The sequence below is a fragment of the Pseudomonas sp. GM25 genome, assembly GCF_000282255.1.
Taxonomy (GTDB): domain Bacteria; phylum Pseudomonadota; class Gammaproteobacteria; order Pseudomonadales; family Pseudomonadaceae; genus Aquipseudomonas; species Aquipseudomonas aphyarum.
In genome coordinates, this window is the sequence record NZ_AKJQ01000033.1 from 69,109 (window position 1) to 80,363 (window position 11,255).

Genomic DNA, 11,255 nt, shown 5'->3' on the forward strand with positions numbered 1-11,255 from the left:
CGCTTCGTCAGCACTGGAACAACGCTTTGCGCCATTCCCTCCTGACGCCAGCGGTGTAGAATCGCGAGATTCATCGCCATTCATCCCCGGCGGGTTTATGAGCTCAGGCTGAGACCAGCGGCGATCCCGCAACGTCATCGGCAACATCAGGACACACGGCCATTTCTGAGTGTTCCAGACGTCAATAGAAGCTCACTCCCTTTTGATACCTGATTAGCCGCCCGGAGTGCTCCATGCCAGATTACCGCTCGAAAACATCCACCCACGGCCGCAACATGGCCGGCGCCCGCGCACTGTGGCGCGCCACCGGGATGAAAGATGACGACTTCAAGAAGCCGATCATCGCCATTGCCAACTCCTTCACCCAGTTCGTACCGGGCCACGTTCACCTGAAGGACCTGGGTCAACTGGTTGCCCGTGAGATCGAACGCGCTGGCGGCGTTGCAAAAGAATTCAACACCATCGCCGTAGACGACGGCATCGCCATGGGCCACGACGGCATGCTCTATTCGCTGCCGAGCCGCGAGATCATCGCCGACTCCGTCGAGTACATGGTCAACGCCCACTGCGCCGACGCCATCGTCTGCATCTCGAACTGCGACAAGATCACCCCGGGCATGCTGATGGCCGCCCTGCGCCTGAACATCCCGGTGATCTTCGTTTCCGGCGGCCCGATGGAAGCCGGCAAGACCAAACTGGCCAGCCACGGTCTCGACCTCGTCGACGCCATGGTCATCGCCGCCGACTCCAGCGCTTCTGACGAGAAGGTTGCCGAGTACGAGCGCAGCGCCTGCCCGACCTGCGGTTCGTGCTCCGGCATGTTCACCGCCAACTCGATGAACTGCCTGACCGAAGCCCTGGGCCTCGCATTGCCGGGCAACGGTTCGACCCTGGCCACCCACAGCGACCGCGAGCAGCTGTTCCTGCAGGCCGGCCGCACCATCGTCGAGTTGTGCAAACGCTACTACGGCGAGAACGACGAATCGGTACTGCCGCGCAACATCGCCAACTTCAAGGCGTTCGAGAACGCGATGATGCTCGACATCGCCATGGGCGGTTCGACCAACACCATCCTGCACTTGCTGGCCGCTGCCCAGGAAGCCGAGATTGCGTTCGACCTGCGCGACATCGATCGCCTGTCGCGCGTTGTGCCACAGCTGTGCAAGGTCGCGCCGAACATCCAGAAGTACCACATGGAAGACGTGCACCGCGCCGGCGGCATCTTCAGCATCCTCGGCTCGCTGGCCCGTGGCGGCCTGCTGCACACCGACCTGCCGACCGTGCACAGCCGCAGCATGGAAGAAGCCATCGCCAAGTGGGACATCACCCAGACCGACGATGAAGCCGTACACCATTTCTTCAAGGCAGGCCCGGCCGGCATTCCGACGCAGACCGCGTTCAGCCAGTCGACCCGTTGGGAAACCCTGGACGACGACCGTGAAAACGGCTGCATCCGCAGCTTCGAACACGCCTATTCGAAAGAAGGCGGCCTGGCCGTGCTGTACGGCAACATCGCCCTGGACGGCTGCGTGGTGAAAACCGCCGGCGTCGACGAGTCGATCCACGTGTTCGAAGGCAACGCGAAGATCTTCGAAAGCCAGGACAGCGCCGTACGCGGCATCCTCGCCGACGAAGTGAAGGAAGGCGACATCGTCATCATTCGCTACGAAGGCCCGAAAGGCGGCCCGGGCATGCAGGAAATGCTCTACCCGACCTCGTACCTGAAATCCAAAGGTCTGGGCAAAGCCTGCGCCCTGCTGACCGACGGCCGTTTCTCCGGCGGTACTTCCGGTCTGTCCATCGGCCACGCTTCGCCAGAGGCTGCGGCCGGCGGCGCGATCGGTCTGGTACAGGACGGCGACAAGGTGCTGATCGACATTCCAAACCGCTCGATCAACCTGTTGATCAGCGACGAAGAACTGGCGGCACGCCGGGTCGAGCAGGACAAGAAAGGCTGGAAGCCGGTCGAACAGCGTCCACGCAAAGTGACCACCGCCCTCAAGGCCTACGCCCTGCTGGCGACCAGCGCCGACAAGGGTGCAGTGCGCAACAAGGCGATGCTCGACGGGCTGTAAGCGTCAAATCGCAGAAACAAAATGCCCCGCCAAGTGCGGGGCATTTTTTTTCCTTCAGTTTGATCGTTCCCACGCTCTGCGTGGGAATGTAGCCCGTGACGCTCCGCGTCACTGGACGCGGAGCGTCCCCGTAGGCATTCCCACGCGGACGGTTCGACGCCTCGACGTGGGAACGATCATCGTAGAAAGGATCACTGGATTTCTTCCGGCTTCACGATCACCCAGTTCTTGTCCGCCGTCACCGGCAAACCTTCTTTCGCCTGGGCCGCCGCGTGCTTGGCCATCATGCCCTGGATCTGGGTCATGTACTTGTCCTTGCGGTTGACCCAAAGGTGAATACCGCCCTTGGCCACGTCCACATCGTGGAACAGCATGTAGCCGTCGCTGGTCGGCGTGTCGCCACCCACCAGTACCGGTTTTTTCCACTCGTCGATGTAAGTCAGGATCGCCGCGTGCTTGCCGGCCATCCAGGTCGCCGGGGTCCACAGGTACGGGGTCAGTTCGAGGCCGAGGTTGGCCTTCTCGTCATATTTGCCGGCGGTGATCTGCTTGCGCGCGGTGGTCAGCTCACCGGTTTCGCGGTTCTTCAGCAACGTGGTCACGCCGATCACGTTCTGCGGTTTGACGTTGTAGCCGTACTTCGGATCGGCCGCGACCATGCGCACCAGTTCTTCGGAGGCGGCGGTCATCACGTAGACCTCGATGCCGTTCTCCATCAGTTTGTTGTACAGCTCTTTCTGGCCAGTGAAGATCTTCGGCGGATTCACATCCAGGTTCTTGACCACGTCACCTTCGTAATAGGTCGCCGGCACCGGTTTGCCCGAGGCAATCAGCTCATCGACGTAGCCCTTGAGTTCCTTGAGGGTGAAGCCGGAAAACACCTGCGCGACCCATGGATAGCAGACCATGTCGTCGACTTCGCAGAGGCGGTAGTAGTAGCTGAACAGGCTTTCCTTGTGGTCGGCGGAGTCCTTGAACGGCATCAGTTTCAGGGAGGGGTCGAGCTTGTCGCGGGTGATCAGGCCCTTGTTTTCCATGAACGGCAGCAACGACTCTTCGAGGTCGTAGCGGTAACTGGTGTTGTCCATGTCGAACACCGCGTAGTTACCCTTGTTGGCGTTGGCGGCGATCATCGCATCCAGCGCCTTGGCCTGATCCGCCGGCCAGTGTTTCAGGTCGGTGGCGAATGCCTGAGTGGCCAGGCCCATCCCCACAGTCAGTGCGACAGCCAGAAATTTCGGTGCAAACTTCATTGGCGCTTCTCCCTGAGTCAAAGAAATCGACGCTAACAAATAAATGTGACAGTCCCCGTCTGTCAGCGACCGTCCACGTCCGTTTCGCGCCAGCTGCATCCCCGAGAGCGACACCCGCTTATTCCAAAAACGACGGACAACCTTTGATTTCGGTATTAAATCATTGGAAATCAAACTGTTAGGCTTGCCGGTTCGCAACAGCCCCGGAAGGTTGTTGGCACAGTCTTTTCTGGAGTCCTCATGAATCTGCCCCTGATTCTCAACTTGCTGGTGTTCCTCGCCCTGCTCTTTGGCCTGGCGCAAACCCGTCACACCTCGTGGAGCCTGGCGAAAAAAGTCCTGCTCGCGCTGGTGCTGGGCGTGGCATTCGGCGTCGCGCTGCACACGATTTACGGTGCCGGCAACCCGGTGCTGAAAGCCTCGATCGGCTGGTTCGATCTGGTCGGCAACGGTTACGTGCAACTGCTGCAAATGATCGTGATCCCGCTGGTGTTCGCCTCGATCCTCAGCGCCGTGGCCCGTCTGCACAACGCATCGTCGCTGGGCAAGATCAGCTTCCTGACCATCGGCACGCTGCTGTTCACCACCGCGATTGCGGCACTGATCGGTATCGGCCTGACCAACCTGTTCGGTCTGACCGCCGAAGGCCTGGTCGCCGGTACGCAGGAAATGGCCCGTCTGCAAACCATTCAGACCGATTACGCCGGCAAAGTCGCCGACCTGAATGTGCCGCAACTGCTGTTGTCGTTCATACCGCAGAACCCGTTCGCCGACCTGGCGCGGGCCAAACCGACCTCGATCATCAGCGTGGTGATCTTCGCCGCGTTCCTGGGGGTTGCCGCGCTGCAACTGCTCAAGGATGACGTCGAGAAAGGTCAGAAAGTGATCAACGCCATCGACACCCTGCAAGCCTGGGTGATGCGTCTGGTGCGTCTGGTGATGAAGCTGACCCCGTACGGCGTGCTGGCGCTGATGACCAAAGTGGTCGCCGGTTCCAACCTGCAGGACATCATCAAGCTCGGCAGTTTCGTGGTGGTGTCGTACCTCGGTCTGGGCCTGATGTTCGTGGTGCATGGCTTGCTGGTATCGGCCGCCGGGATCAATCCGCTGCGTTTCTTCCGCAAGATCTGGCCGGTGCTGACCTTCGCGTTCACCAGCCGCTCCAGTGCCGCGAGCATTCCGCTGAGCATCGAAGCACAGACCCGTCGTCTGGGCATCCCACAATCGGTGGCAAGCTTCGCCGCATCGTTCGGCGCGACCATCGGCCAGAACGGTTGCGCCGGCCTGTACCCGGCAATGTTGGCGGTGATGGTTGCGCCAACCGTGGGCATCAACCCACTGGATCCGCTGTGGATCGCGACGCTGGTGGCGATCGTAACCTTGAGTTCGGCCGGTGTGGCGGGCGTGGGTGGCGGTGCGACCTTCGCCGCGCTGATCGTGCTGCCGGCCATGGGCTTGCCGGTTTCGCTGGTAGCGTTGCTGATTTCGGTCGAGCCGCTGATCGACATGGGTCGTACGGCGCTGAACGTGAGCGGTTCGATCACCGCTGGCGCGATTACCAGCCAGGCGATGCAGCAGACCGACAAGGCACTGCTGGATGCCGATGAGCATGCGGAGCTTGCTCAGGCTTGATTGACGTTGTGGCGAGGGAGCGTGCTCCCTCGCCACAGATTCAGGCTTTTTCCCAGACTTCGAAGTTGTAAGCCGGTTTGTCGCCTTCAGCCGGATTCGGCACGTTCGACACCAGCTTCCACTGGTTCAGATCGAACTCCGGAAACCACGCATCCCCTTCCGGGCTCAGTGCCACACGGGTCAGATACAAACGATCCGCCTGCGCCAGCCCCTGCGCATACAACTGCGCCCCGCCAATCAGCATCAACTCGTCGACGCCCTGCTCTTTCGCCCACTCTTCGGCGCGAACCACGGCAGCTTCCAGCGACGGATAGACTTCCGCGCCTTCCAGCACCAGACCGGCCTGACGGCTGACCACGATATTCAAGCGCCCCGGCAACGGACGACCCAGCGAATCCCAGGTCTTGCGACCCATGATGATCGGCTTGCCGAGCGTCGTGGCCTTGAAGTATTTGAAGTCCCCCGGCAGGTGCCAGGGCATGCTGTTGTCGACGCCGATCACACGGTTTTCACCGAGGGCTGCGATCAGGCTGAGGGGGAGTGATTTAGTCATGCCGGCGAGGATACCAGAGCCGCGCTTACCCCGATAAGCGCCACAGCGGTTATGCTCACGGCTCAATCAAGCAACGGGATGCCGCGTGACTGAACTGACTTCACTGCAAAACCTCTGGCTCACCGAAACCGTGCGCCTGCGCGAAGAACACGCAGGTCCGCTGGACGATCTGGAAGCCAATCGCCTGGCCCGCGCGGCCGGCGGCGATCTGCCGGGACGCATTCAACGCCGCGCCCTGTGGCTGGCCGAGCGCGACGGCCTGACCTCGGCGCTCAAGCACTGGCTGCAAGGCGCACGTCTGGCGCTGGTGCTGCTGGCGATCTTCGCGGTACTGAGCGGCGCCGGCCTGGCCTTCGCTGCACTGGGCCAGACGCCGGTCAATGTGTTCTGGGCCTTGGGCAGTCTGCTCGGGCTGAACCTGATTCTGCTGTTGAGCTGGGCGCTGGGGCTGATCTTCGCTGGCGAACATGGCGCCACTCTCGGCCGCTTGTGGCTGTGGCTCAGTGAAAAACTCGCCCGCGATGCCAAGGCGGCACAACTGGCGCCGGCCCTGCTGTTGATGCTGCAACGCAAGAAGCTCAATCGCTGGGCGCTCGGTACGCTGGTCAATGGCTTGTGGTTGCTGGCGATGTTCAGCGCGCTGGTTTTGCTGCTGACGCTGATGGCGACCCGGCGCTACGGCTTCGTCTGGGAAACCACGATTCTCAGTGCCGACACGTTCATCAACATGACCCAGGCCCTCGGTGCCTTGCCGGCGCTGCTGGGATTCAACGTGCCGACCGTGGACATGATCCGCGCCAGCGGCGACACCGCGCTGAACATCGAAAGCGCCCGTCAGGCCTGGGCGACCTGGCTGGTTGGCGTGCTGGTGGTGTACGGCGTGCTGCCGCGTCTGCTGTTGGCGCTGTTCTGCTTCTGGCGCTGGAACAGCGGCAAAGCCGCATTGCGTCTGGACCTCAACCTGCCCGGTTACGCCCAACTGCGCGAACGCCTGATGCCGACCAGCGAACGCCTCGGCATCACCGACCCAGAGCCTGCGCAATTGCACCGTGTCGAAAGCACCGTCGGCGAACACGCCAGCGAAGGCGCATTACTCGTGGCAATCGAACTCGACGATCAACACTCATGGCCGCCGACGCTGCCGAAAAACGTCAGCAACGCCGGCATCCTCGATAGTCGCGAATCGCGCAACAAACTGCTCGAACAACTCAGCCGCTTCCCGCCGGCGCGCCTCGCGATCGCCTGCGACCCACGGCGGTCGCCGGATCGCGGCAGTCTGGCGCTGATTGCAGAACTGGCGCGCAATGCCGCCGCGACCCGCGTCTGGCTATTGCAGGCGCCGCAAGGACAGGCGCTGGACGCCGAACGCCTCGGTGACTGGCATGTGGCGCTGCAACAGCTTGAGCTGCCGTTTGCCGATTGCGCCCCGTTGAACTGGCTGGAGCACGGACATGACTGATGCTTGGAAAGCGCCGCTGAAACTGGCGGTGGTCGGCCATACCAACGTCGGCAAGACTTCGCTGTTGCGCACCCTGACCCGCGACGTCGGCTTCGGCGAAGTCTCCCATCGCCCGAGCACCACCCGGCATGTCGAAGGCGCGCGCTTGTCGGTGGATGGCGAACCGTTGCTCGACCTCTACGACACGCCGGGCCTGGAAGATGCCATCGCCCTGCTGGATTTTCTCGAGCGCCTGGAACGTCCCGGCGAACGCCTCGACGGCCCGGCACGGCTGGCGCGGTTTCTCGACGGCAGTGAAGCGCGCCAGCGTTTCGAACAGGAAGCCAAGGTGCTGCGGCAACTGCTCGATTCCGATGCCGGCCTGTACGTGATCGACGCCCGCGAACCGGTGCTGGCCAAGTACCGCGACGAACTGGAGGTGCTGGCCAGTTGCGGAAAACCGTTGCTGCCGGTGCTGAATTTCGTCAGCAGCGCCAACAACCGCGAACCGGACTGGCGCGAAGCACTGGCGCGTCTGGGCCTGCATGCGCTGGTGCGTTTCGACAGCGTCGCCCCGCCGGAAGATGGCGAGCGGCGGCTGTATGAAAGCCTCGCACTGTTGCTGGAAAACGCCCGCCCTCAGCTCGAACGCCTGATCGCCGATCAACAGGCCCAACGCCTCGCCCGCGAGCAAAGCGCCGCGCGCCTGATCGCCGAATTGCTGATCGACTGCGCCGCGTGCCGACGCAGTGTGGCGAGCAATGCCGAGCAGGAACAACAGGCCATCAGCGAACTGCGCAAAGCCGTGCGCCAGCGCGAACAACGCTGCGTCGAAGCGCTGCTCAAGCTCTACGCCTTCCGCCCGCAGGACGCCGCCGCCAGCGATCTGCCGTTGCTCGACGGCCGTTGGGGCGATGACCTGTTCAACCCGGAAACCCTCAAGCAACTCGGCGTGCGGGTCGGTGGCGGAATTGCCGCCGGTGCCGCAGCCGGTGCCGGTGTGGATTTGCTGGTGGGCGGCATCACCCTCGGTGCCGCTGCTCTGGCCGGTGCAATTGCCGGCGGTGCCCTGCAAACCGCCCGCAGCTATGGCAACCGCCTGCTGGGCAAGATCAAAGGGCAGCGAGAGCTGACGGTCGACGACAACGTGTTGCGCCTGTTGGCACTGCGTCAGCGGCAACTGCTGCAAGCGCTGAATGCCCGAGGCCATGCGGCGCTGGATGCCGTTCAGGTGGCGACGCCGCAGGACAAGACCTGGCGCGAAGGCAAGCTGCCGGAGGCGCTGAACAAGGCGCGCGCGCATCCGCAATGGTCTTCGCTCAATCCGCATCCGAAGCTGAATCAGGCGGAGCGGCAGGAGCAGATTGAGTTGTTGGTCGGGAAGGTGCTTGAGCTTTAGATCCGCGCCCTCACCCGGTCGACAACAAAACTTCAGCCTTGCGCTTGAGAACAGACAGATCCATCACCGGCACGGCCATTTCCTTCGCCAGTTCATCCCATTGGCGCATCCGCAAGCTGACGGCGCACAAAGGATCCTGCTCGAACGCATCCGCTTCAGCCTCGGTCATCACCCCGCCCTGATATTCCAGGGTGCGGCGGCTGGCTTCGCTCAAGCGGTCGTAATAGCCCGACTCCCTGAGCGTCAGATAGCGCTTGGCCTGGACGTGATATTCCACCAGCCGCGCCAAACGTTCGCTGAAGCCGGCCTCACGCAAATAGTCCGCGCCGAGACGTTCGTGGCTGACCACGCCGTAACCGCCCATGTTCTCCGCGCCTTCGGCACACAAGTGGCCGATGTCGTGGAAGAACGCGGCGAGCACCACTTCGTCGTCGAAGCCTTCGGCGATGGCCAGTTGCGCCGCCTGGGACATGTGCTCGATCTGCGACACCGGTTCGCCGATGTAGTCGCTGGCGCCGAAGCGCTCATAGAGGCCGAACACCCGGTCGACGACTTGCTGCTGACTCAACATCCGTTCTCTCCAAAAAGCTGTGCAACATTGCGCTCGGCCATGGCCGGGCCGACGCTCATGCCGACGCCGCTGTGCATCAGCGCCACACTCAGCCCCGGCGCCGGACGCAGAAACGAAAAAGGCCCCGGCCCGCGAGAACCATAGACACCCTGCCAGCGCTCGACCACTTGCACCTTGCAGCCGAGGGTCTGTTCGGCCAGTTCGAGCATCCAGTTGTCGACCTGCTCGGCGTTGAACGGCGACGGATCGCTGCCGTAATGGTGCGAGTCGCCAATGATCAGTTCGCCATACGGCGTCGGGCTGATCAGCAGGTGAATGCCGTTTTCCTGGAGGTGCGGTTGCTCGCGCAGGATTTGCGCCTGCACTGCGGCCGCTTCCGGCAGGTCAGCGAAGGCGCCGTAATGCACGCAGCTGAGGCCGGTGAGCAAGGCGTGTTGCAAGTTCAGGTCGATCTGCGGCCGGGCGCGGAGCATTTGCAGGCGGCAGATTTGCGGGTCGAGGGCGGCAATCGGCTCGGCCAGCAGGGTCTGATAATCGTGGCCGGAGCAGACGATGATCTGCTCGGCGGTAAAAGTGCCGGTAGTGCTTTGCAGGCGTCCCGGTTCGACGTCGCGCACCAGCGTCGAGAAGTGAAACTCGACGTCGAGTTCGCGGCGCAGGTATTCGATCAGCGCCGGAATCGCCTCCCGGGAATACAGCTGTTGATCGTCCATGCCGTGCAGCGCGGCGCGGTGATGGCTGAACTGGCCGCCGTACAGATCGCGCAACGCGGCACCGCGCAGCAGTTCGACGCGGTAGTCGTGCTCGACGGCGCGCCCGGCGCAGAAGGCTTCGAGCAAGTGCTCTTCGGCCTCGGTGCGGGCGAACAGGTACGAGCCGTTGCGCTTGAGTTGCAGGCCGGCGAGCTGCGCCCACTGACCCCAGATGTCGCGGCTGGCCTTGGCCAGTTCGAGCATCGGGCCCGGTGGCTGGCCGGTGACCAGTGCCTGGCCGAAGTTGCGTACCGAGGCGCCGAGTGGCGTGGTGGTGCGTTCGAAAACCGTGACCTTGAGACCGCGCCGGGCGGCGGCATAGGCGTGGGACAGGCCCAGGATGCCGGCGCCGACGATCAGCAAGTCTTTGTGTTGTGTCATGTAGCTACCTCAATGATCGTTCCCACGCTCTGCGTGGGAATGAATACCGTGACGCTCTGCGTCACAGAGGACGCAGAGCGTCCTTGGCTGCATTCCCACGCGGAGCGTGGGAACGATCAACACTCCGTCAGGGAACGATCGGGTAAGAAGATTTACTTGGCAGCGACTTTCTCGGACTTGCCGTCATAGCGCTTGCGCCATTCGGTCAGGATCTCGTCGCGGTTCTTCGAGGCCCAGGCGAAGTCGTTCTTGATCAGGCGCTGCTCGTAATCAGCCGGCAGTTCGGTCTGCGGCTTGGCGATGCCCGGCTGTGCGAGGACGGCGAAGTTCTCCTTGTACAGATCCATCGCCGGGGCGCTGGCGGAGAAGTCGGCCAGTTTCTTCGCGGCTTCTTCATGCGGCGTGCCTTTGATCACGGCAGTCGCTTCGATCTCCCAGCCGAGGCCTTCCTTCGGCAGGATGATGTCCAGCGGCGCGCCCTGACGCTTCAGCTGAACGGCCGGGTACTCGAAGGAAATCCCGATCGGGAACTCGCCCGCTGCCGCCAGTTTGCAAGGCTTGGAGCCGGAGTGAACGTACTGGCCGATGTTCTGGTGCAGACCGTCCATGTAGGCCCAGCCCTGTTTCTCGCCGAAGGTTTGCAGCCAGGCGCTGACGTCGAGGAAACCGGTGCCGGACGACGCCGGGTTCGGCATCACGATTTTGCCCTTGTACTCAGGCTTGGTCAGGTCCTGCCAGCTCACCGGTTTGGTCAGGCCCTGCTTTTCGGCTTCGACGGTGTTGAAGCAAATGGTTGCGGCCCAGACGTCCATGCCGACCCAGGCTGGCGGGTTGGCGGCGTCGCGGTAGTTCGCGCCGATCTTGCCCAGATCCTTCGGCGCATAGCTTAGCAGCATGCCTTGCTGATCGAGGATCGCCAGGCTCGAAGCCGCCAGGCCCCAGACCGCGTCAGCCTGCGGGCGATCCTTTTCGGCCAGCAGTTTGGCGGTGATGATCCCGGTGGAGTCGCGCACCCACTTGATCTCGACGTCCGGGTTGGCCTTTTCGAAGGCCTCTTTGTAGGACTTCAACTGCTCGGCTTCGAGGGCGGTGTACACCGTCAACTCGGTTTTTGCCGCGAAGGCATTCAGGCTGAAAGTAGCGAGCACAGCAGCGGCCAGGGCCATAGGCTTGAACATGATCGTTTTCCTGTCGGTGAGTT

9 protein-coding genes are annotated in these 11,255 nt (G+C 62.7%); 4 read left to right on the top strand and 5 right to left on the bottom strand.

The genetic code is table 11. The features are described from left to right. Positions 1 to 233: 233 nt before the first annotated feature. Complete coding sequence (gene ilvD, locus PMI24_RS10035; protein WP_007953430.1) at positions 234 to 2,075, top strand: dihydroxy-acid dehydratase; 1,842 nt, start codon at positions 234 to 236, stop codon at positions 2,073 to 2,075. 191 nt (positions 2,076 to 2,266) lie between these two features. Here the strand turns inward: ilvD and PMI24_RS10040 are convergent, their stop codons facing one another. Further along, positions 2,267 to 3,328 carry a phosphorylcholine phosphatase gene (locus PMI24_RS10040; RefSeq protein ID WP_007953432.1) on the bottom strand — a complete coding sequence of 354 codons (1,062 nt, stop codon included), beginning with the start codon at positions 3,326 to 3,328 and terminating at the stop codon, positions 2,267 to 2,269. 240 nt (positions 3,329 to 3,568) lie between these two features. Between PMI24_RS10040 and PMI24_RS10045 the strand changes: the two genes are divergently transcribed. Further along, positions 3,569 to 4,960 carry an L-cystine transporter gene (locus tag PMI24_RS10045; RefSeq protein WP_007953434.1) on the top strand — a complete coding sequence of 464 codons (1,392 nt, stop codon included), beginning with the start codon at positions 3,569 to 3,571 and terminating at the stop codon, positions 4,958 to 4,960. A gap of 40 nt (positions 4,961 to 5,000) precedes the next feature. Here the strand turns inward: PMI24_RS10045 and PMI24_RS10050 are convergent, their stop codons facing one another. After that, entirely contained in the window at positions 5,001 to 5,513 is a 513-nt protein-coding gene (locus PMI24_RS10050) for a dihydrofolate reductase (protein WP_007953436.1), read from the bottom strand. Between the two features lie 85 nt (positions 5,514 to 5,598). Here PMI24_RS10050 and PMI24_RS10055 point away from each other — a divergent pair, with 85 nt between their 5' ends. Then, positions 5,599 to 6,972 (top strand): DUF2868 domain-containing protein, encoded by a 1,374-nt coding sequence (locus PMI24_RS10055; protein WP_007953438.1) that lies wholly within the window; start codon positions 5,599 to 5,601, stop codon positions 6,970 to 6,972. Continuing rightward, a complete protein-coding gene (locus PMI24_RS10060; RefSeq protein ID WP_007953440.1) occupies positions 6,965 to 8,350 on the top strand; it encodes a GTPase/DUF3482 domain-containing protein in 1,386 nt (461 codons plus the stop codon). The genes PMI24_RS10055 and PMI24_RS10060 overlap by 8 nt, the downstream gene beginning before the upstream one ends. A gap of 10 nt (positions 8,351 to 8,360) precedes the next feature. Here the strand turns inward: PMI24_RS10060 and PMI24_RS10065 are convergent, their stop codons facing one another. The 3 genes from PMI24_RS10065 to PMI24_RS10075 all read right to left on the bottom strand — a co-directional run bounded on the left by PMI24_RS10065 (position 8,361) and on the right by PMI24_RS10075 (position 11,232). Then, positions 8,361 to 8,921: a phosphonate degradation HD-domain oxygenase gene (locus tag PMI24_RS10065; protein WP_007953441.1), complete on the bottom strand. Its 561-nt coding sequence runs from the start codon at positions 8,919 to 8,921 to the stop codon at positions 8,361 to 8,363. Further along, on the bottom strand, positions 8,915 to 10,054 hold the full coding sequence (locus tag PMI24_RS10070) for a TIGR03364 family FAD-dependent oxidoreductase (protein ID WP_007953443.1): 1,140 nt from the start codon (positions 10,052 to 10,054) through the stop codon (positions 8,915 to 8,917). Before PMI24_RS10070 ends, PMI24_RS10065 begins: the two co-directional genes overlap by 7 nt. Positions 10,055 to 10,206: 152 nt before the next feature. Further along, positions 10,207 to 11,232 carry a putative 2-aminoethylphosphonate ABC transporter substrate-binding protein gene (locus PMI24_RS10075; RefSeq protein ID WP_007953448.1) on the bottom strand — a complete coding sequence of 342 codons (1,026 nt, stop codon included), beginning with the start codon at positions 11,230 to 11,232 and terminating at the stop codon, positions 10,207 to 10,209. Positions 11,233 to 11,255 lie beyond the last annotated feature (23 nt).

Bases quoted from the DNA above. Each gene is read 5' to 3' on its own strand.
- ilvD (WP_007953430.1), top strand. From the start codon at position 234: ATGCCAGATTACCGCTCGAAAACATCCACCCACGGCCGCAACATGGCC.
- PMI24_RS10040 (WP_007953432.1), bottom strand. From the start codon at position 3,328: ATGAAGTTTGCACCGAAATTTCTGGCTGTCGCACTGACTGTGGGGATG.
- PMI24_RS10045 (WP_007953434.1), top strand. From the start codon at position 3,569: ATGAATCTGCCCCTGATTCTCAACTTGCTGGTGTTCCTCGCCCTGCTC.
- PMI24_RS10050 (WP_007953436.1), bottom strand. From the start codon at position 5,513: ATGACTAAATCACTCCCCCTCAGCCTGATCGCAGCCCTCGGTGAAAAC.
- PMI24_RS10060 (WP_007953440.1), top strand. From the start codon at position 6,965: ATGACTGATGCTTGGAAAGCGCCGCTGAAACTGGCGGTGGTCGGCCAT.
- PMI24_RS10065 (WP_007953441.1), bottom strand. From the start codon at position 8,921: ATGTTGAGTCAGCAGCAAGTCGTCGACCGGGTGTTCGGCCTCTATGAG.
- PMI24_RS10070 (WP_007953443.1), bottom strand. From the start codon at position 10,054: ATGACACAACACAAAGACTTGCTGATCGTCGGCGCCGGCATCCTGGGC.
- PMI24_RS10075 (WP_007953448.1), bottom strand. From the start codon at position 11,232: ATGTTCAAGCCTATGGCCCTGGCCGCTGCTGTGCTCGCTACTTTCAGC.